19 protein-coding genes and 1 pseudogene are annotated in these 20,605 nt (G+C 67.3%); 9 read left to right on the top strand and 11 right to left on the bottom strand.

Annotated features, from left to right (window positions below; translation table 11 throughout):
* The first annotated feature begins 18 nt into the window (after positions 1–18).
* The 3 genes from FE374_RS19830 to FE374_RS10435 all read left to right on the top strand — a co-directional run bounded on the left by FE374_RS19830 (position 19) and on the right by FE374_RS10435 (position 1,287).
* A complete protein-coding gene (locus tag FE374_RS19830; protein WP_230978244.1) occupies positions 19–237 on the top strand; it encodes a hypothetical protein in 219 nt (72 codons plus the stop codon).
* Positions 238–403: 166 nt separating this feature from the next.
* Complete coding sequence (locus FE374_RS19825) at positions 404–835, top strand: hypothetical protein (RefSeq protein ID WP_230978243.1); 432 nt, start codon at positions 404–406, stop codon at positions 833–835.
* Between the two features lie 32 nt (positions 836–867).
* On the top strand, positions 868–1,287 hold the full coding sequence (locus FE374_RS10435) for a hypothetical protein (RefSeq protein WP_139928852.1): 420 nt from the start codon (positions 868–870) through the stop codon (positions 1,285–1,287).
* Between the two features lie 1,367 nt (positions 1,288–2,654).
* Here the strand turns inward: FE374_RS10435 and FE374_RS10430 are convergent.
* Positions 2,655–3,812 (bottom strand): cation:proton antiporter domain-containing protein, encoded by a 1,158-nt coding sequence (locus tag FE374_RS10430; protein WP_456319101.1) that lies wholly within the window; start codon positions 3,810–3,812, stop codon positions 2,655–2,657.
* Positions 3,718–4,110: pseudogene (locus FE374_RS20395) on the bottom strand (DUF7144 family membrane protein); the annotation flags it as partial. The pseudogene FE374_RS20395 and the gene FE374_RS10430, both read right to left, overlap by 95 nt.
* 336 nt (positions 4,111–4,446) lie before the next feature.
* On the opposite strand from FE374_RS20395, the gene FE374_RS10425 reads away from it, so the two are divergent.
* Complete coding sequence (locus FE374_RS10425) at positions 4,447–4,800, top strand: carboxymuconolactone decarboxylase family protein (RefSeq protein ID WP_230977195.1); 354 nt, start codon at positions 4,447–4,449, stop codon at positions 4,798–4,800.
* 48 nt (positions 4,801–4,848) lie between these two features.
* Here FE374_RS10425 and FE374_RS19820 read toward each other — a convergent pair whose 3' ends face one another.
* Entirely contained in the window at positions 4,849–7,101 is a 2,253-nt protein-coding gene (locus tag FE374_RS19820) for a helix-turn-helix transcriptional regulator (protein ID WP_230978242.1), read from the bottom strand.
* Between the two features lie 441 nt (positions 7,102–7,542).
* Here FE374_RS19820 and FE374_RS10415 point away from each other — a divergent pair, with 441 nt between their 5' ends.
* Positions 7,543–9,909 carry an arylsulfatase gene (locus FE374_RS10415; RefSeq protein WP_139928848.1) on the top strand — a complete coding sequence of 789 codons (2,367 nt, stop codon included), beginning with the start codon at positions 7,543–7,545 and terminating at the stop codon, positions 9,907–9,909.
* 123 nt (positions 9,910–10,032) lie between these two features.
* Positions 10,033–10,491: a DUF6325 family protein gene (locus FE374_RS10410; RefSeq protein WP_139928846.1), complete on the top strand. Its 459-nt coding sequence runs from the start codon at positions 10,033–10,035 to the stop codon at positions 10,489–10,491.
* Between the two features lie 403 nt (positions 10,492–10,894).
* Here FE374_RS10410 and FE374_RS10405 read toward each other — a convergent pair whose 3' ends face one another.
* Positions 10,895–11,476: a hypothetical protein gene (locus tag FE374_RS10405; RefSeq protein WP_139928844.1), complete on the bottom strand. Its 582-nt coding sequence runs from the start codon at positions 11,474–11,476 to the stop codon at positions 10,895–10,897.
* Between the two features lie 708 nt (positions 11,477–12,184).
* Positions 12,185–12,562 carry a (R)-mandelonitrile lyase gene (locus FE374_RS10400; RefSeq protein ID WP_139928842.1) on the bottom strand — a complete coding sequence of 126 codons (378 nt, stop codon included), beginning with the start codon at positions 12,560–12,562 and terminating at the stop codon, positions 12,185–12,187.
* An 83-nt stretch (positions 12,563–12,645) separates the two neighbouring features.
* On the opposite strand from FE374_RS10400, the gene FE374_RS10395 reads away from it, so the two are divergent.
* The 3 genes from FE374_RS10395 to FE374_RS10385 all read left to right on the top strand — a co-directional run bounded on the left by FE374_RS10395 (position 12,646) and on the right by FE374_RS10385 (position 14,742).
* The gene (locus FE374_RS10395) at positions 12,646–13,665 is read left to right on the top strand and encodes a zinc-dependent alcohol dehydrogenase family protein (protein WP_179957305.1); all 1,020 of its coding nucleotides are present in this window, start codon (positions 12,646–12,648) and stop codon (positions 13,663–13,665) included.
* An 82-nt stretch (positions 13,666–13,747) separates the two neighbouring features.
* Positions 13,748–14,107: a cyclophilin-like fold protein gene (locus tag FE374_RS10390; RefSeq protein WP_139928839.1), complete on the top strand. Its 360-nt coding sequence runs from the start codon at positions 13,748–13,750 to the stop codon at positions 14,105–14,107.
* 56 nt (positions 14,108–14,163) lie between these two features.
* Positions 14,164–14,742 carry a DapH/DapD/GlmU-related protein gene (locus tag FE374_RS10385; RefSeq protein ID WP_139931530.1) on the top strand — a complete coding sequence of 193 codons (579 nt, stop codon included), beginning with the start codon at positions 14,164–14,166 and terminating at the stop codon, positions 14,740–14,742.
* Between the two features lie 176 nt (positions 14,743–14,918).
* Here FE374_RS10385 and FE374_RS10380 read toward each other — a convergent pair whose 3' ends face one another.
* From FE374_RS10380 to FE374_RS10355, 6 genes are all read right to left on the bottom strand, one after another.
* Positions 14,919–15,764 carry an SDR family oxidoreductase gene (locus FE374_RS10380; RefSeq protein WP_139928837.1) on the bottom strand — a complete coding sequence of 282 codons (846 nt, stop codon included), beginning with the start codon at positions 15,762–15,764 and terminating at the stop codon, positions 14,919–14,921.
* Positions 15,765–15,847: 83 nt separating this feature from the next.
* Entirely contained in the window at positions 15,848–17,071 is a 1,224-nt protein-coding gene (locus FE374_RS10375) for an NAD(P)/FAD-dependent oxidoreductase (protein WP_139928836.1), read from the bottom strand.
* Positions 17,068–17,304: a ferredoxin gene (locus FE374_RS10370; protein WP_223173510.1), complete on the bottom strand. Its 237-nt coding sequence runs from the start codon at positions 17,302–17,304 to the stop codon at positions 17,068–17,070. Before FE374_RS10370 ends, FE374_RS10375 begins: the two co-directional genes overlap by 4 nt.
* On the bottom strand, positions 17,301–17,840 hold the full coding sequence (locus FE374_RS10365; RefSeq protein ID WP_139928834.1) for an aromatic-ring-hydroxylating dioxygenase subunit beta: 540 nt from the start codon (positions 17,838–17,840) through the stop codon (positions 17,301–17,303). The genes FE374_RS10370 and FE374_RS10365 overlap by 4 nt, the downstream gene beginning before the upstream one ends.
* A gap of 2 nt (positions 17,841–17,842) precedes the next feature.
* Positions 17,843–19,237 (bottom strand): aromatic ring-hydroxylating oxygenase subunit alpha, encoded by a 1,395-nt coding sequence (locus tag FE374_RS10360; RefSeq protein WP_139928832.1) that lies wholly within the window; start codon positions 19,235–19,237, stop codon positions 17,843–17,845.
* 165 nt (positions 19,238–19,402) lie between these two features.
* A complete protein-coding gene (locus tag FE374_RS10355) occupies positions 19,403–20,578 on the bottom strand; it encodes an FAD-dependent monooxygenase (RefSeq protein WP_139928830.1) in 1,176 nt (391 codons plus the stop codon).
* Positions 20,579–20,605 lie beyond the last annotated feature (27 nt).

The raw sequence follows: 20,605 nt of genomic DNA, 5'->3' as shown, positions 1-20,605 counted from the left end.
ACCGACTCCGCCGAGTCCGTGCGCCAGCTCAACGAGCGCGCCCGCGCCGAACGCCTCCGTGACCACGAGACCTCGCCCGGCCGGGACGTCGCCCTCATGGACACGGCCCGCGCCAGCACCGGAGACCTCGTCATCACCCGCCGCAACGACCGCAAGCTGCGCACCGGCCGCACCGGCTGGGTCCGCAACGGCGACCGCTGGACGGTCATCGACGTCCGGCGCGACGGGTCCATTTAGGTGCGCCGCGCCGGCCGCCGCCTCGGAGCCAGCGTCGTGCTGCCCGCCGACTACGTCGCGGGCACGTCGACCTCGGCTACGTGGTCACCGCCCACCGCGTCCAGGGACTCACCGTCGACACCGCACACGTCGTCGTCTCCGGAACCACCACCCGCGAGACCTGTACGTGTCTATGACCCGCGGCCGGGACGCCAACATCGCCTACGTCGCGCTCGACAAGCCCGACGACTCCCACGCCACCCCTCAGCCGGCGGACGTCACGGCAAGGACAGTGCTCTACGGGGTGCTCAAGCACTCCGGGCTCGAGATATCCGCACACCAGACCATCACCGCCGAGCACGAGAGGTGGACAGGTATCGCCCAGCTCGCAGCCGAGTACGACCTCATCGCCACCACCGCCGAACGCGATCGGTGGCGGGCGCTCGTTCTCGGTGCCCTCACCGGTGTCGGCCGCATGACCCAGGCCCAAGCCCAGGAAGCGATCGCCTCCGACGGGTACGGCGCGCTCGTGGCGGAGCTGCGCCGGGCGTCGCACACACCTTGGCACCCGCGTTGCGCCACGCTCGCCCCGACGCCCTCGTCGCCTTCAAGCGGTTGAGAGACGCCGATGATCGGTTCCTGGCGAGCGACTTGGTCGAAGAGCTGATGCTCTACATCGGGAACGTCAACCCAGAGGTCATCGATCCAGTCATTCAGCGCATGCTGCGCTCGGAACAGGATGAAGCCCGCGTGGCCGGCGGCGCGCTAGGTGCATTCGCTGCGCTGGAATGGGGTCGCTCAGAGCTGATGCCTCAAGCACTCTCGGCGGACGCGATGGTCCGTAAGGGCGTGGCCGAGGTTTGTGCAGCGCGTATCGACCGCACATCGAACGTCGAGTTGGCTACGTCCAGTCTGATGTCCCTGATGAATGATGACGACGACGAAGTTCGAGAGGCGGTCGCAGAGGTCGCGCCCCATTTGCGTGGGCATCCCCTTCGGCCATTCGCCGACCTACTCAGCGCGCTGATCGATTCACCGTCGTATGCCCACGCGACCACCCAGTTTCCTTAGTGTCTACGGTGCCAAGGCCGCAGACATTAGGACTTCCGCTGCCGCCGACGCGCACCTACATTAGCGAATTGGTCGTGCGGGGGCTCGCTCAATTGCGAGACCGCACGCACCGAGCGGGTCTACTCGATGTTCCGGACCTTCTCTTGGAACTGGGCGTGTACGGAATCGCCACCGCGATAGCCGAGTCGGAACGTCTCTAGCATTTCACGGCATGGTGCACATTTATGGCAGTCGCCGAGGGTCTTCAGGGTGGACGATCCGACCTAGCGGAGGTCGTCTTCCGACGTGGCGACCACGGCCCGGGCCATCGGAGCCTTGAACCGTAATTGGAGGTGACGACGAATCCGAATTCGTCTGAGACGCAGGGAGCGGCCGAGTGGGCTGAAGATGTAGACGACGAAGCGCTGACCCAACTCTGGTTGAACCTTGCCGTCGGTGGACAACGCCCCCGCCTGGGTGCAGCGGGTCGCGTGCCATCTTGCTATTGACCGCCACTGTGCTGACAGGTTACGGGCACCGCACCGAACGGTGTCGAGATGCGATATATAAACTCCCGGCCGCGTGCTTAATAGGAACCGAGTGTCGGAGTTCGAACCGTGGCGTCGGCGTCATCCCCGTAGTGGCGCGGAGGGGGCACGAGCGCCATAAACTTGGACCGGAAACCGCATGGTCCAACGATCCTGGGTCCTTCGGACCAGACGATCAACTTTTGGTTTATGCCTCGGCCGTAACCGGCCGGCGAACCTGGTCAGAGGCCCGGGCCGGTTCACAGGCCGGATCCACCGAGTTCAGATCGACATCGGAGACGACGCCCACGATGCCGACCACCTCATCACCCCTGAGGAGCGCTATCGCGTCGCCGTCGGCATCTAGTAAGTACGCCAAGCCGGCCGCCAGCAGCACGGACCCGCTGTCGGCCGCACGATCGCAACATTGGATGCGTCAGGTGGCTCGGTTCGAGCACGGAGCCGAAAGTTGCGTCTGCAACCCGCGGCCGTGCCGCTGGTATTCCCCAAGTATTCGGTCAAGAGAGGACTCAAAGGCGCGAAAGTGGGCGAAGTGGAATGGGATCGGGGAGCCTCGAGGTTCCTGCAGGTCAGGGCCCAAACAAGCAGTGCGGGTCAGGAGCGAGTCTCCAGAGCGCCAGAAAGGTGACGCCAGGGTCAAATCCTGTCAGCCCGACCCCCGCTACAAGCTGATGTCCTGAACCAGCACACTGCCCCCGCTACAAGATTCAGGCTCGGATGGTGAAGTACTGGGCGTCCGAGCGAGTCAGCGGCTCGGTGAACTCAGGGGTTGATCTGGGAAGGGATTGTCGGCGGAGCGCCGTAGTCGTGTCACTGCGACCGGACGGCGTGCACGCACACTCAGGGTTCAGTGGGTGCCGTGCTGCGGTCTGGTGAATCCGTGAACCGTTTCGCGAGCGGCCCGCCGCTAAAGCCATGCGCGACGACGCTGAGCAGGACGGTGAGGGCGATGACCGCGGCGAGGTCCTTCCCCGTGTCGTGCAGATCCTCCACCGCTAGCAGCGCGAAGATCACCGAAGCGAGGCCGCGGGGCCCGAACCAGCCGACGAACGCGACAGCGAACCGGTCGAAGCCGGCGCCGGCCAGGGCGAGCGCCACGGGCAGCATCCGTATCACGGTGAGGCTGAGGACGGCGTATCCAAGCACGTTCGGAGTCCATGCGTCGCCGATCAACGGGACGGCCAGGGCGCCGAAGATCAGCCAGCTGGCCATCGATGCTATGTCGCCCGACTGCTCCACGAAATAGACCTCCTTCTCACCGCCGCGTCCAGCGACCCCGCCGAAGACCAGGCCGCCGACGAAGGCGGCAACGAATCCGTTGCCGTCGACCAACAAGGCCCCGGTGTAGGCGAGCAGCGCCAGGGCCAGGACGGCGGGACCGGAGAGTTCCTCGGAAAGCCAGCCTCGGCGTCGGGCCAGGCGGGTGGCCACGCCGCCGAGCCCGCCGACGGCGGCGCCGGCCAGGACCCCGACCACCAACGAGAGAACAGCTCGGCTCGGGCTCTCGACGCCGGCGATTCCCTCGCTCGTGGCGACCCCGGCGATCGCCACCAACACGATAGGCGTGGCGATGCCGTCGTTGAGCCCGCTTTCGACGTTGAGCGCGCGGCGAACCTTGCCGGGGACAGCAGGGTCAGACATCACGGTGGCGCCGAGGGCGGCGTCGGTCGGCGCGAGCGCGGCACCGATCAGCAGCGCCGCCCACAGGTCGACGTCGAGCACCACCAAGGCGGCGGCCGTTCCCAGGGCGACCGTCAGCGGCAGCCCGACCCCGAGCAGCCGACCGTACAGGCCGAGGTCGCGCCGGAACTGGCTCGGTCGAACCCGTGAGGCGTCGGCGAACAGCACCCACACCAGGGTCACCTCCGCGATCACCTTGACCAAGTGCGGTTCGAGAGCGAGATCAAGGACCTCCAGGCCCTCGGAGAGCACGAAGCCGGCAGTGACGAACACGATCGGGGCGGTAAGCCCGGCTCGCTGTAGGCGGCTGGCGAGCACGCACCAGCCGAAGACGGTGGCCAGGACCAGCGACAGCGACAGCACGTCCATCCGACATGTCTCCGATCACACTCGGGAGCGACCCGCCCGCCGACCCGGCGAGGAAGGTTCGCCGGCTCGGCCATACGGTGCTCGTCCGATCGACAGGCGGGGATCCCGCGGCCGTATGCTGCCTGCGCCCAGATGCCGACGACTCGACCCACCTTTGACCGGCCCGAACGGCGAGGCCGACAAACATCACTAGCAGTCCCAGTAGCAGATGGATCCAACCCCAGGTCGTGGCGTCGAAGTGGAGAGCTAGTTGTGCGTGGCAACGTAGAACTCTGTTACGTCATTTCCCCCTCCTCCACATTTTCCGGCCGTGAATCGGGACACGGCTTCAGGGCGATCATCGGGCCGGGATGCGCGGGTGTCGTCACGCAGAACACGTGAAGCTGGCTCAGTTGTCGGGTCACACCTAGGTCCCGGGGCAGTCCCGGGAGTCGAGAGGCGAACCGTTCACCTAGTCTGCGTGATGCAGGTCTCTGCCTGGTCGCTCAGTGTGGTGAGAACAGAACCGGGGCCAGGGTGGCGTGCCACTCAGCATGGTGGTGCCGTCGTCGGCTGTCATCGGCACGGAAGGATGGGGAGAGCCTTGGACCACATCGAAATCTTGCGCCGTCTTGCCATCAACGACGAACACATCCTCGACGAACTCCGCTGCGCCGCAGGGGACGAGGGGGACACCTCGCAACCAGACCGTGCGCTGGATCCCAGGACGCTGGCGCTGGTGCGGCTGGCAGCCTTGGCAGCCGTCGGTGGCGCTATTTCGTCCTACGGATCTCAGGCCGATGCCGCGGTCGATGCCGGTGCAAGCGCAGCCGAGATGGTCGACGTGCTGGTCGGCGTCGTTCCGGTCGTCGGGATCCCATGTGTCGTAGCGGCGGCCCCGAAGCTCGCACTGGCTTTGGGATACGACTCCGACGAGGCCTTGGATCAGTTCAGGTAGACGATCCAGGATTGTTCGGGGAACGCGGCTTCGGACGAGAACCACGGCTTACCTGCCGAGCAGCCCGACCGCGGTCGCCTGCCGCACCGCGTCAGCGCGTGAGGAGACGCCCAGCTTCCGATAGATCGAGGTGACCTCCGAACCCACGGTGTTGCGCGAGACGAACAGCCGATCCCCGATCTCGGCCAACGTGAGATGCGTCTGGAGGTACGGCAGCAGCCGGAGTTCTGCCGCGGTCAGGGGCGGCGCGCCGCCGGGTTCACCCTGCGTGCTCGCGGTGAGGAGTGCGCGCAGTGCGGAGACCTGGTCGACGAGGGCGCCAAGATCTGGTCGATGAAGCAGGATGTCGTCGATCTCACGCAGCAGGTGACGAGCGGTCGAGACGTCCCCCCTTGCCAAGTGCACCTTGGCGAGCTGCATTCGGACGCCCACTGCAAGGAATGGCATCACGAACGTGCATGATGGGCGTGCCCGCATCGCCCGCACGATCAGGCGGTCCGCCTGCTCCAGGTCGCCGCGGTGCACGGCGTGCCGAGCCGCCACGGCGACGACGAGGACACTGGTGGCGTAGTCGTGCATTCGATGCTCATCGACAACGGCGAGGGCACGTTCGAGACGTCCAGCAGCCTCTTCCCATCGCCCGCGATCCATCGCCACCAGCGCGAGCTCGGATTCGCTGAGCACCAGGCAATCGGCATTGGAATTCGTGGCTGCGACCGAGGAAGACTCCGCGAACAGGGCACACGCCTGGTCGACGTTCCCAGTGAGCAGATGTGCTTCGGCGTTCAAGTAGAGCGCGGTATCGCGCCACGGGCTCCAGGGTGGCTCCTGGGCCAGCGCGATGCTCGCCTCGCTCATCATCTGCTCGGGACCGGCGGAACACATAGCGGCCCGCAACATCCTCCGCGCAGAGTCGAACGACGTGCCCACCACGGGCGCCGGATCAAACGAAGCGGCGTCGAGGAGCGCGGCCCACCGCTGCGCTTCGGCGGTCTGCCCGGTCAGAGCCGCGGACCAGCCGGCAATCACGGCCAGTGGGGGGAAGTTCTCGATCGCTGGGTCGCCGAGCGCCGACAGCCACCGTCGCACGGTTGACATGTGGCCAGCCTTGTAGGTCGGTATTGCGAGCTGCGTCACCAGTTGGACGCATCGGTCTCGCTGGGTAAGTGTGTTCAGCAGGTGCTCGAGAGCAAGCGCGGGGGATCCGTTTGCCTCATACCAGTCGGCGGCCCGTAGCTGCAGCTGAATGATGACCTCGGGCTCGACGCGATGAAGCTCGCCGAGCAGGAACTCTCGGAACAGTGCGTGGTAGCGGTACCACTCTCGCCGACGATCCAGCGGGATCAGGAACGAGTTCGAGGCCTCGAGCTGGCGCAGGCGATCTTGGCTGCCTGCATCTTCGACGAGGGCGTCGCACAGTGGGGCACACAGTTGATCGAGCACCGAGGTGCGTCGCAGGAATCGCTGCGTGCTCTCAGGGAGCTGGCTCAGCGACTCACGGTAGAGGTAGTCGGCCACGAAACGATCGTCACCGGAAACCGTCGAACCGTGACCGTGGCTGGCTTGGGCGATCATCGCCGCGAGATAGAGGCCGGCTGGCCAGCCTTCAGTCCGCTCCGTAGCAGCGGCAGCCTCCTCGTGCGTGGCGCTGACGCGTGCTTGCGCGAAGATCTGCTCGGCCGCCTCGACGTCTAGGGCCAGGTCGCTGGCACCGAGCTCCCACGCGTCACCATCAGCTCGCAACCTCGGAATGTGCGGTTGCTCCGATCGACTTGCTGCCGCGAATTGAGACCCGCGAGGTATCCCCGACATGACGACACCCAGGACATCGTGACACGCAGGTGACCTGAGTTCGTGAAGGTCGTCCAGCATGAGCACGAATGGGGCTTGGCTGTTGCTGAGCACCGCGGCGAGGTGCGGCGCAGCGCGCCCCAACGCGGACACCCCCAGACCGCCCATGTCGGCGACCAGGTCGTCGTTTCCCGGCGAGACGCGAGCGTAGGCGGAGGCCAGCAACATGAGCAGGCCCGCGGGGTCGTCGTCGACGCCGCTGAGAGACACCCAGGCGACACGACGATCCTCGGCGAGTGCCCACTGAGACAGCAGGGTCGACTTGCCGTACCCCGCGGGAGCGGTGATCCCGACGACCCGGCAGCCGCTCGATTTGGCCGCCTCGATGAGACCGGCGCGACTCACCGAACCGCGGCGAGGCTGCGGAACCGAGAGCTTGGCGTCGAGAAGCAGCCGATCGACCTCCACGGCCGGTTCGGCCGGCGTTCGGTGACGCAGGTCCTCGGTCACGGTCTGAGCGTACGGACCAATGACGGGCTGGCTCAACCATCACCCACCGGGCCGCGCACAGGCAGGCACTGCGGGCAGCGCTAGACCTCGCGGCTTCACGCGATCTGCGCGATGACGGTAACCCCTGGGGGCCGTACGTTGGTGCGGAGCGGGTCGGGCTGCAGAGTCGCTTGAAGCCGGACGACCGGACTGGGACCGGGGGGAATCGGTCCGTGAGGAGAGTGAGCCTCCGATGTACCTCTCGGCAGTCCTCGCCGTGGCGCAGCCAGACTCGACGGCCCCTCTCGGGTCCCCTGACGACGTACAGACACGAGCTGGGCATCGCATTCCTGGCGTACCCGACCGCGAGGCAGCGGGTAGGCGTCGATGAACGCTGTGCGGCGGCTCTGGTCGTGAATCGATGAGCAACAGAGTGAATCAACAATCAACAGGAGGAACGTCATGAGTTCCGACCGACATACACGCAGCATGTTGCCTATCCCGGACCGTCCGGCGCCGGGGCTGACGACGTACGACGCGAAGCACCCCGATACGTCGTATCCACCGATCGAGCCGCTCGTCCCACCCAAGGGTGCGCCGAACGTTCTGATCGTCCTGCTCGACGACGTGGGCTTTGGGGCGGCGAGCACTTTCGGGGGTCCGTGCCGGACACCGACGGCCGATCGGTTGGCTGCGCGTGGGCTGCGGTACAACCGGTTCCACACCACGGCCTTGTGCGCGCCCACCCGGCAGGCGCTCCTCACCGGCCGAAACCACCACTCGGTCGGCATGGGGAGCATTACCGAGCTCGCGACATCGGCGCCGGGCAACAACTCGGTGCGGCCGAACACCAAGTCCCCGCTCGCGACCACGTTGAAGCTCAACGGTTACTCGACCGCGCAGTTCGGCAAGTGCCACGAGGTGCCGGTGTGGCAGACCTCCCCGATGGGGCCCTTTGATGCCTGGCCCACCGGCGGTGGCGGCTTCGAGACGTTCTACGGCTTCATCGGCGGTGAGAACAACCAGTGGGACCCCGCGCTCTACAGCGGCACCACCCCGGTCGAGCCACCCGCCACGGCGGAGGAGGGCTACCACCTGACCGAGGATCTCGCCGACCACGCCATCGGCTGGGTGCGTCAGCAGAAAGCGCTGATGCCGGACCGGCCATTTTTCATCTACTTCGCACCCGGCGCCACCCACGCCCCCCACCACGTCCCGAAGGAGTGGGCCGACCGCTACCGAGGCGAGTTCGACGACGGTTGGGACGCCTTGCGCGAGAGCACCTTCGCCCGCCAGAAGGAACTGGGGGTCATCCCGGAGGACGCCGAGCTGACCGCACGGCACGAAGAGATCCCCGCCTGGGACGACATGCCCGAGGAGCTCAAGCCGGTGCTGGCCCGGCAGATGGAGGTCTACGCCGGGTTCCTCGAGCACACCGACCACCACGTCGGTCGGCTAATCGACACCCTGGCCGACCTGGAGGTCCTCGACGACACGCTCGTCTGCTACATCATCGGCGACAACGGCGCCTCGGCCGAGGGCACGATGAACGGCGCCTTCAACGAGCTGGCCAACTTCAACGGCATGGCCGCACTCGAGACGCCCGAGTTCATGCGCAGCAAGATGGACGACTTCGGAGGACCGGACTCCTACAACCACTACTCGGTCGGTTGGGCCTGGGCCAACGACACCCCGTTCCAGTGGACCAAGCAGGTGGCCTCGCACTGGGGCGGCACCCGCAACGGCACGATCGTGCACTGGCCCAACGGGATCCAGCAGGCTGGCGGCCTGCGCTCCCAGTTCACCCACGTCATCGACCTGGCGCCGACCATCCTCGAGGCCGCCGGGATCCCCGAGCCGACCATGGTCAACGGCGTGCTCCAGTCGCCCATGGAGGGCACGAGCATGCTGTACAGCTTCAACGAGGCCGACGCCCCGGAACGCCACGACCTGCAGTACTTCGAGATGTTTGCCAACCGCGGCATCTACCACCAGGGCTGGAGCGCAGTCACCAAGCACAAGACACCCTGGGTCATGGTCGGTGGCGTCCTGCCGGCGTTCGACGACGACGTCTGGGAGCTCTACGACGGCAACAGCGACTACAGCCAGGCCCGGAACCTGGCGGCCGACTACCCCGAGAAGCTGGCGGAGCTGCAGCTGCTCTGGCTGATCGAGGCCACCAAGTACAACGTGTTGCCCCTAGACGACCGGAGCATGGAACGGGCGTTGGCCGAAAGTGCCGGACGCCCGACCCTGATCCACGGAAACTCCCAGATGTTCTTCGCCGGGATGGGACGCCTCTCCGAGAACAGTGTGGTGAACATCAAGAACAAGTCGTTCTCGGTCACCGCTGAGGTCGAGGTCCCCGTCGCCGGCGCGAACGGCGTGATCATCGCCCAGGGCGGCCGATTCGGCGGCTGGTCCCTCTACCTCAAGGACGGCACGGCCAAGTTCGTCTACAGCGTGCTCGGCATCCACGAGTTCACCACCGAGGCCGAGACGCCCATCCCGGCGGGCACCCACCAGGTCCGCATGGAGTTCGCCTACGACGGCGGCGGGCTGGCCAAGGGAGGCGACGTCACCCTCTTCCACGACGGAGCCGAGGTCGGCACCGGCCGAGTCCAGATGACCCAGCCGATGGTCTTCTCCGCCGACGAGACCACCGACATCGGCTACGAGTCCGGCACCACCGTCACCCCCGACTACACCCCTGCCACCAGCCGCTTTACTGGCCGGATCAACTGGGTACAGATCGACCTCGGTGCCGACGACAACGACCACTTCATCGACCCCGAGGAACGGCTCCGCCTCGCCATGGCCCGGCAGTAGGCAGGCTGGGTCCCGCGGCCCGATGCATAGGGACATCGGCAACTCAGCCAGCCAAATCAGGGGGTCTGACACCGCACTCACCCAGGGAGCGGGCTGACCTCCGATAGGAAGGGAGAACGAGCGATGACAGACACATCGCTAGACCGGCTTGGCCCCGTCGACTACATCGTCGTCGAGTTCCCCGCAGGAGCAAGCAACTTCACCGGCGAGATGGCGAAAGAACTAGTCGCCCTGGTCGACTCCGGAACCATCCGTGTGATCGACGTCCTGATCCTGACCAAGGACGAGGACGGCTCGGTCGAGGCCATGGAGCTCTCCGACGTCCCCGACCTCGGCCCGCTCCAACAGATCGAGACCGAACTCGCCGAGTTGTTGGCCGCGGACGACGTCGCAGACCTCGCCGCCGCCATGGACCCGGGAAGCACGGCCGGAGTCCTCATCTGGGAAAATCTGTGGGCGGCACCGTTCGCATCCGCCGCGCGGCGCTCGGGTGGACAGCTCATCGCCGACGGACGGATTCCCATCCAGGCGATCATCGCCTCGATCGAGGCCGATGAAGACACCACGACCGAAGGAGAATGACATGCCCCTCAGGCCAGCTCGAGTAGGACGAGTCGGGGTTATCGGCCACCCGGTGGCCAAGACCGCTGTCGTCGCAAAGGCCGTCACACCCGGTCCAGCGCCGGTCGCGAAGACGGCCGTGGTGGCTGCCGCCGTCACTCCCGGGCGCCGTCGCCGGCGGATCTAGGTAGTCGCATAGCGCTGTTGTGACCTGCTGCCTCTGATACCAAGGTCTCGATATCCTCCCAACCTTGTCGCCAAAGCGTCGGGGGGCTGCGGTCTTTGGTCGATCGGTCAGGGATTTTCACCGACCGGGCAGAGCGCCGCGGCGTGCTGTGTCGACGCCTTTGACGCAGGGTCTTCCTCGCCCGCCCGAAGGCAGCGCGTGATCGCGGCCGCCAGGGGGACCCCATGACATTGGCGGCTATTCGGTGGCGGCTGCACGGACTTGTGGGCGGGTCAAGAGGATCACGATGCTTACCAGAAGGACCCAGGCGGGGAAGAGGAGCTGGGTCCACTTGTTCTCACCGGCTACGAGTAGGAGCACGGCAGCGACCAGGTATCCGAGGTAGCAGACCCAGCGTGGAATGGCGGAGGTGCGGAGCCCCAGGGTGCTCACCGAGAGGGTGAACACGGCAGCCATCCGCATGGCGTAGATGGAGATGAGCGTCTGGGTGGTGCTGCGACCGTAGGCGAAGATGTCGGCGTCGACGTTCGATCCGGACAGCATCTCCATCAGGCCAGTCGAGGTGACGGCGCCCTCGAAGAGCATGCCTAGGAAGAGCAGTCCGCTGCCCAGGAAAACCGTGGAGAATAGCCGGTCCTCGACCTCGCCGATCTGTTCGCGCACCACGCCGATGAACCACAGGAAGGCGATGCCGGCAAACGGCACCAAGTTGAGACTGAGCCGGATCAGGGTACGTCGCTGCGGATCCGACTCGAGCGATCGGAGACTGTCCTCGGACAGGGCGATGCGCATCATCGTCATGGCCGCAAGCAGCAGCACGGCGAACACGATCCCCGCGAGGGCCGCTGACCGTCGGCTTCGCCAGAACCGAGCGGTCAGCAAGGGTGGGTCAGTGGTCACAGCCCTCGGCCCAACGGATCGCAGCTGCGCTGCAGGTGTCCGATTCGGGGCCTGGGATCCAGCCAGGCAGCGTCCATCCCGGTCCCGCCACGAGATCCTCGGTGAAGCCGGGATCGCTGGCAAGCCGGAGGAGCCGGTCCGTGTGGTCCAATGCCAGCCCCTCCTTCAAGCGTTTCGGCGGCATCCCCAAGTCCAGACCCGCAGGTCCGGTCCGCGGGGAGAACTGTGCTCAATCCATTGAGCGCCGAACCGGCATCGACTGCATCACGCAGATCAAGTGATCCGTAGCCGACTTCGGCGATGTAGCGCACGTGCCCCGAACACTGCCATCCGCTGACGATGTCAGCGCTCGCGGCGAGATCTGTCAAGGGATCACGACGCTGTCCTCGGTGGCTGTCCCGTTTGCCTTGTGGCTCCTAGCATCGCAGTGGCTTCCGCACCGCGCACCCCGGGCTACTGCTAGGCGCCTTGGTGGTCGCGGTCGGAGTACACGCGTTCTACGTGTTCGCGACATGGTTCTCGGCCCGAAGATGGCTGGCGCAACCCCAATCTGGGTACGTCGAATTTCGTCGAGGGCCGTCAGCGGTCGAGTGGATGGGCTGCGATGTACTAGTCGTCGGTCACCGGCTAGAGCCAGTGGACGACGTCGTGCTGGTCGTCACCCTCGTTCATGGCCAGATGCACCATGAGGCGGTTCGGCGTGGCGCCGTGCCAATGCTCCTCGTCGGCTTCGAAGAGCACGCGATCGCCCGGATGGATCACCTCGATCGGGCCGCCGCGGCGCTGGCACAGGCCGACGCCTTCGGTCACGAACACGGTCTGGCTCAGCGGGTGACGGTGCCAGTGGGTCCGTGCGCCGGGCATGAAGTGCACCAGGTTTGCGGTCACGCGCGACGGCGGCGGGGCGGCGGCGACGGGGTCGATGTAGACGTCACCAGTGAACCAGTCGTTCGGTCCCTTTGCGAAGGGCGCCCTGTCAGTGCACCCAACGACCGGGACTCCCATACTGCGGGGACCGGGGGTTGACTCGTCATCGTGGCGCCGTGCCGACGCCACATGAGACGAGCCACGAAGAGGAGCGCACTGTGATGCGTCAGGTTGTCATGTACGGACCCGGGGACGTGCGGGTCGAGGACCGTGAGGACCCGAGAATCATGGAGCCGACCGACGCGATTATCCGGCTCGCGGCGACCTGTGTCTGCGGGAGCGACCTGTGGCCCTACCGCGGCGCCGAACCGGTGGACCACCAGGTGATGGGCCACGAGTACGTCGGCGTGGTCCAGGAGGTGGGTTCTGAGGTCCGCAACGTGAAGGTCGGCGAGTTCGTGGTCGGCTCGTTCTGGGCCTCTGACAACACCTGCGAGATCTGTCAGGCCGGGTACCAGGCGTACTGCGTGCACCGCGTCCCTATGGGCACCATCGGTACCCAGTCGGAGCTGGCCCGCATCCCGCTCGCCGACGGCACGCTGGTCGCCACCGCCGGCATGCCGGACCCCGACCTCATCCCGTCGCTCATGGCTGCCTCCGACGTGCTGGGCACGGGCTGGTTCGCCGCCGTCGCCGCCGAGGCCGGCCCGGGCAAGACGGTCGCGGTTGTCGGCGACGGAGCGGTTGGTTTGCTGGGAATCCTCGCCGCCAGCCAGCTGGGCGCCGAGCGGATCATCGCGTTCAGCCGCCACGCCGACCGCCAGGCACTGGCGCGCGAGTTCGGCTCCACGGACATCGTGGCGGAGCGCGGAGACGCAGGTGTGGCTCGGGTCAAGGAGCTCACTGACGGCCTCGGGGCCCACTCGGTGATCGAGGCGGTCGGCACTCAGGAAGCCATGATGCAGGCAATCCGCTCGACCCGGCCCGGCGGGCACGTTGGCTTTGTCGGCGTCTCCCACGACGTCGCGATCACCGGTGACGAGCTCTTCATGGCCGGTGTCCATATCCACGGCGGACCCGCGCCGGTGCGGCAGTACCTGCCCGAGCTCATCCAGCTCATCTGGGACCGCAAGATCAACCCAGGCAAGGTTTTCGACCTCACCCTCCCGCTCGAGCGTGCCGCCGAGGGCTACCTGGCTATGGATCAGCGCACCGCCACCAAGGTCCTTCTCACCCTTTGACGGTCGCTGCCGGAGGCCCGATGCCCTAGACCGTACGTTCCCGCCTGATGTCCCTGCCCCCACGAACGACTTGGAGGACCGGATGAAGGTCCAGATCACCATAGGCAACCAACACTTTCAGGCGACTCTGGCCGAGAGTGCTGCCGCCCGCGATCTGGTGGCACAGCTGCCCGTGTCCATCGACATGACCGACCACGGCGGAGTTGAGAAGACCGGTCCGCTCCCGTCACCGCTCTCCCTCGACGGCCAGCCCGAGGGCGCAGACCCCGACGTGGGCGACGTGGGCTACTACGCTCCCGGCAACGACCTCGTCCTCTACAACGGCGACCAGTCCTACTACCCCGGCATCGTCATCCTGGGGCGATCGGAGGGCGACGCCGCGCAGCGGATCGCGGAACGGGACGGCTCCATCACGGCCACCGTAGAGGTCCACGGTGACTGAGTCGCCGACGTTCTGCATCCGTCCCGGAAATCACACGGAGAAACGTCATGCACGATATTGAGCTGCAGAGCTTCCTCGACCACGTCAACAGTGGAGCGCTTATCGAAGGCGGATCGAAGGAGCACCAGTTCATGCACGGCGCCGCGCAGGACGCTCTGCGGACTGTGGCCGAAATGAACTCCGCCTACCGCACGCCCGACGAAGTGCGCGCCCTGCTCGCGAGACTCACCGGAAAGCCGATCGATCACTCCGTCGTCGTCTTCCCGCCGTTCTACAGCGAGTTCGGCAAGAACCTGACCCTCGGCAGGGACGTCTTCATCAACGTCGGTTGTCGGTTTCAGGACACGGGGGGCATCACGGTCGGGGACGGCTCGCTCATCGGACACGGGAGCACGTTGACCACTCTCAACCACGGCGTCGATCCGGACCGACGCGCGGACATGATGCCCGCACCGATCGTGATCGGCCGCAAGGTGTGGCTTGGGGCCGCCGTGACAGTCATCCCAGGCGTGACGATCGGCGACGGGGCGATCGTCGGCGCCGGTGCCGTTGTGACCAAGGACGTGCCTGCCAACGCAATCGTCGCCGGTGTGCCGGCCAAGCTCATCCGCATGACCGGGTTCAATGCCCGCTGACCTCGCGTGCTTGGGCCTCGGTATGTCCGTGCGCGCGGCCGTGCAGTGTCAACATCCAAAGGTGCGGCGGCCACCAGTACTTGGCACGGTGCGATGAGTGCAGAGTTGCCGGTGGCCGAAAACAATCGATCTTGAGACGCTCTGTTGAGCGGCCAACAACGCCGGGCGGGCGCGTCCTACCCGGTAACTACGCCGACCGGGATCCCGCCGGCCTTGGATCCCGAGCTGATCACCGCGCGGTTGAACAGGCCCTGATCGGCGACGATGGTCTGGCCGGTCATGAGTGTGTTGCGCCGGGACGCGAGAAACGCATATAGCCAGCCGTATTCCTCGGGCGTGGGCAGGTGCTGGAGCGGTGCGAGCATCCGGAACTGCTCGAGGAAATCCTCCTTCGGGATGTCCGACTGCTTCACCTTCTCCAGGCCGAGGGCGGCCGGCCCCTGCAGCTGGCTGTTCGCGATGCCGGACGGCGCCACACCGTTCACGCGTATCCGCGGGGCGAACTCGAACGCCAGCTGGTTGACCACGCTACGGACGGCCCCCTTGCTCGCTGAGTAGAAGAGACCACCGCCGTCGGCCGCGTATGCCGCCGTCGAGGAGGTCAGGACGATGGCGCCGTCGTTCTCCTCGAGGAGGTCCACGAACACCCGAGCGGAGAGGATGTACCCCTTGACGTTGACGTGGAAGAGCTCGTCGAAGAGCGAGTCGATGCGGTCGACGGGGGTCTCCCGCAGGGGCAGGTTGCCGTCGAAGATGCCCTGGCAGCCGATGAGCGCGTCGAGCCTGCCGTAGCGCTCGACGATGGCCGCTCTCAGTGCCTCGAGGTCCGTGACGCTGCGGACGTCGCCCTGCCGGATGAGGACCCGGTCGCCGAACTCGGCGACAAGGTGCTCGACCTTGTCCGGCGCGATCTCCATGATCGCGACCTGGGCGCCCTCGGCGAGGCACTGCCGGGCGACGCCGAGGCCGAGGCCGGAGCCTCCTCCGGTGATGAGAACGACGTGGTCATCAAGTAGCTGCACTGCTTCTCCCTGTGTGGGTGGTGCTCCCGGGGACTGTCGCGGGGGTGGGTGTCCCCACACACGAAACCCGGGCTGGGTGGTGATCAGACCTGGGTGGACTGCAGGTTGCCGTCGGCGATCGCGAGCGCCTCGTCCCACGTCCCGCCGCGCTCGAGGAGCTTGCGGTAGCCGCGCAGGGATCGCTCACGCCCGGAGGAGAAGACGCTGTGGAACTCTCCGGCGGTGCCGTAGAGGACGAGGTACTCGCCGGAAGCGAGCGACCCTTCGGCGACGAACGCGTCGTCCGCGGGCAGTCGGCGGCCGTAGCAGTGGAACTTCCGGTCGTACTGATCGGTCCAGTAGTACGGCACGGAGGTGAAAGGCGTGTCGCCACCCGAGAGGATGCTGGCGGCGACGTGCCGGCCCTGTTGCCCAGCGCTTGTCCAGTGGTCCACCCGCACCCGCTCGCCCAGGAGCGGGTGGTCCCAGGCGGCGACGTCGCCGGCCGCCCACACGCCGGGCACGTTGGTGCGCCCGGCGGCGTCGCAGACCACCCCGCCGTCGAGCACGACGCCGGATCCCAGCAGCCACTCGACGTTGGGCTCGACGCCCACGCCCGCCACGACGAACGGCGTCGCATGGGTGGTGCCGTCGGAGAGGTGCAGGGTGTAATCGCCCGGTGCCCCCTCGACGGCGGTGACGAGCGTACCGAGGCGCAGGTCCACGCCGTGGGCGGCGTGGAGGTCGCGGATGTCGGTGGCCACCTCGGGGCCGACGACGTCGTTCAGCGGCAGCGCCGTGGCGCCGAAGAGGGTGACCGCGACGCCGCGCCGGCGCAGGCTCGCGGCGATCTCGAGGCCGATGAAGCTGGAGCCGATGAGGGTCACGCGGCCGTGCCGTGCAACGCCGTCGCGGATGCGGAGCAGGTCGTCGATGGTCCGTAGCACGGGCAGTGCCTCGCCCGACGTCGTCAGCAGCGGCCGGGGCCGGCTGCCCGTGGCGACGACGACGGCGTCCCACGGCAGGGCGGCCCCGTCGCTGGTGACGACGTAGCGCCGGTCGATGTCCAGGCCGACGGCGGCGTGGCCCAGGCGCAGGTCGAGCTCGTGGTCGGCGAAGTGGCCCTCCGGCCTCAGCGCCACGGGCACCGGATCGCCGTCGGCGGCGAGCAGGTCCTTGGACAGCGGTGGCCGGTCGTACGGCGCCCGCCGTTCGTCCGACAGGAGGGTGATGGACCCGTCGAAGCCGCTTTGCCGGAGGGCGTCGGCGGCTGCGAGGCCTGCGAGCGACGCGCCCGCGACGACGACGTTGCGGATGCTGGACGTCATGACGCTGCCTCGACCCTGGCCACGGAGATGGCCTGCGCCGGACAGTTGAAGCTGGCCTCCTCCAGGTCGGCGAGGTCCTCGCCGTCGGTGACGTCCTTAAGGAGGACCGCCACGGGGCTGCCCTTGGGCAGGGAGAAGACGTCGGGGGCGATGGTCACGCAGATGCCGTAGGCGCGGCACTTGGTGGTGTCGAGGTGGACAGCGACCTGCTGGGCGTTCTTCAGGTCGGTCACAGGAACACCGCCAGGTTCGGAGTGCCGAGCGTGGTCTCGGTGGTGAGCGCCCGGCGGGAGAGCAGCCGGGGCCCCTCCGCGGCGAGCCGGATCGTGTCCTCCCGGCGGACGGGAATGAGGTCGTTCCACGTGTCGATCCCGCGCTGCCGGTAGAGCAGCAGGGCGCTGTTGACGGCGACGACGTCGGGGGCGTCGGTGTCGAGGATCTCGACGCTGCCGACCACGCGCAGGGTGCGCGAGGGTGGGACCTCGGAGTAGGCGATCCCGGTGTTGAGCCGGTCGATCCGGGTGCGGATGTGGGCCTTGGTGTCCTTGACGCGGATACCCCGCTGGGCGAACTCGTGCGAGCGCGGCTCGGTGGCCTGCCGGACGGGCACCTCGTAGACGAAGGCGTCGTCGAGGAGCTCGTACCAGTCCTCCTCGCGCCCTTCGTCCAGCAGGCGGGCCTCGGTGGCGAGGAACTGGGTGATGAGCGCCCGGATCTCCGGGTCGGACGCGACCGCTGCGGCCGAAGTGGTGGTCTCGGTGGTGGTCATGGTCAGTTCCCCTCGGTCGCGTTCGGCGCCACGCCCTCGCCGCGCATGACGTTCAGCCAGTGGCGGTAGAAGGCGAGCTGCACGTGCTCGCCGTAACCGGTGTTGCGTTTGATCCCCGGACCCGTCCAGGTGGGGTCGGGAGACTGGTCCACGGCGCTGTTGCGACCCTGTTGGAAGTTGAGGGACATACCCGCCTTGCGCGCCCAGGGGCTGGCGCCGGCCTTGGCGATGCCCTCCCACGCCACGGTGTCGTCCTGCTCGAAGACGCCCGCGGACCCGAAGACGAACTCGCCGGTGACGTAGTGCTGCTCGATCTCTTCCTCGGACATGAAGTCCCAGACGAACTGCCAGCTCCACAGCTCGATCTCGCCCGGGCCGATCGGCTGCCACTGCCGGAAGCTCGTCACGACCGACATGGGACCGCCCGGCACGGCCGGGGTGTTGAAGCGGATGAAGCTGAGGTTGGGGAAGATCGTCCCGACCGTCGGCGGCTCGTGGTTGACCACCTGGAGCTGTGCCTCGTCGAGCCCGGACAGGTCGAACTGGGACGCGATGTGCTCGGGGTAGCCCCACAGGACGTAACCGGGGTGGATCGCCTTGGTCCAGGCGTGCCCGGTGAAGTTGTGGCCGTTGCCGAACTCGTACCTCCGGGCGATCTCGCACGACATCTGCAGCCCCTGGGAGACGTGGATCTCCTCGGTGCCCCAGTGCAGCACGTCGAGGTGGTAGACGTCGCCGGCGAAGTTCTCGGCCGCCGTCTTCCAGTCGGCCTTGACCCGGTAGCGGTCCGGCGGCCCGGCCACCCGCATGCCCTGGGGATGCAGGCCGACGATGGCGTCGAGCATCCAGCCGGCACCGCCGAGGTACTCCTCCAGCGGGGGGACGTCGGCGTTGAGCGAGGCGAAGATGAAGCCCTGGCGGGTGTCGACCTTCGGGGCGCGCATGAGGCTCCAGTCGTCGGGGTCGAGCAGCTCGCCGTAGGCGTCCTGCAGGTGTGGGGTGCCGATGAGCTGACCCTGGCTGTTGTAGGTCCAGCCGTGGTACGGGCACTTGAAGAACCGGGAGTTCCCGCTGTCGGTCTGGCAGACCTGCGTCCCGCGGTGCCGGCAGTAGTTCGACAGGACGTTGATGCCGCCCTGGCCGTCACGGGTGACGATCACCGGGTCGATGCCGATGCGGCGCTGCACGAAGTCACCGGGGTTGGGGATCTCGCTCTCGTGCGCGACGAATACCCAGCTGTTGGTGAAGATGCGGTCGACCTCGGCCTCGAAGACCTCCTGGTCGTTGAAGATGTCGACGGGGACAAGGTCGTCCTCGAGCGCGGCCTCGACCTTGTCGAGGATCTCGTCGAGGCGGGTGCTTACCGTCGTCGGACGGAAAGATTCGGTCTGGGTCATGTCCCGCTGTCTCCTTTGACTGGGTGGGGGGGCGGTACGTCGGTGGCGCGCGGGCTGAGTCGTGTCGACCTTATGAGCCGCGTCACATCGGAGGAACAAGCCAATCTGGATGCGCGGAATTGACGAGGTCGATGCTCGTGTGGTTCAGAGCCGCGCCGCGTCGACTCAGGTCGTCACAGGGTCGGCCACCAGACGGAAGTGTTCGTTGAGCTTGGCTTCGACGAAGGCGGCCTGGCCGGGGAGGTGCTCCCGCAGGTTCGCGGCGAAGTCCTCGAGCCCGTCGGAGGTGATGGCCATCTCGGTGGCGAGGATGCCGTGGGAGACGTCCTGGACGAGCTTGGTGCGCGCGAAGCGCAGGTCGGAGACCGCAGCGAGGGAGTCCTCGACCGGCCGGTCCCGCACGAGCTCGTCGGCCAGGACGACGGCGTCCTCGAGCGCCATCGCGGCACCCTGGGTGAGGTTGGGTGCCGAGGCGTGGGCGGCGTCGCCCAGGACGATGACCCGGCCCCGGTGCCAGGGTGCGCTCAGGTGGACCTCGCTGATCGGGCTGTAGACCACGCCGTCGTCGGGAAGCGTGTCCCGCAGCTGCGCCACGAGTCCGCCGTAGCCGGCCAGGCGCTGGCGGAGCAGGGCGGCGAGCTCGGCGTCCTCGTAGCGGGCGCCCGCCGGTTCGGCCGTGACGTGCAGCAAGTACATGTGCTCGGGGGATAGGGGGATCACCCCGGTGTTGGAGCGGTCGCCGTGGAAGAGCATCGTGTGGGTGACCTCGGCGGGGCGGGGCAGGGTGACCCGCCAGACCGCGAAGCCGGTGTACTGCGGCTCGACCGCCGCGCCGAAGAGTCGCCGGCGCATGGGGGAGCGGATCCCGTCGAAGGCGGCCACGACGTCGTAGCGCCCCACCCGCCCGTCGGTGAACGTGACCGTCACGCCGTCGCCGTCGTCGACCAGGTCCGCCACGCTGGCGCCGTACCTGACGTTCACGCCGGCCCGCCGGGCGGCGTCACCAAGGATGCGATGCAGAGCAGCCCGGGCGAGCGCGTTGTTCGGCGGCACACGATCGGTGCCGAGCGAGCACGGGGTGAGGAGGATGTGCCGGCCTTGCCAGTCGAAGTGCTCGTTCCGGTCGAACTGGTACCCCACCGCTAGGCACTCCTCGAGCACCCCGAGCACGTCCAGGGCACGCAGGGAGTTGCCGGGCTGGTTGATGCCCACGCCGACGACGCGGGCGTCCGGTTTGATCTCGACGACGTCGACGTCGATACCCTGCTGCCTCAGGGCCACGGCGGCACCCAGGCCACCGATCCCCGCGCCAACCACCAAGCAGTTGCGAACAGGCGTCATTGCCACCCTCTCCTTCGACGGATGCTC

The sequence above is a fragment of the Georgenia yuyongxinii genome (assembly GCF_006352065.1).
Taxonomy (GTDB): Bacteria; Actinomycetota; Actinomycetes; order Actinomycetales; family Actinomycetaceae; genus Georgenia; species Georgenia yuyongxinii.
The sequence above is the reverse complement of the archived record's forward strand: the minus strand, read 5'-3'. Positions and strand labels throughout refer to the sequence as shown.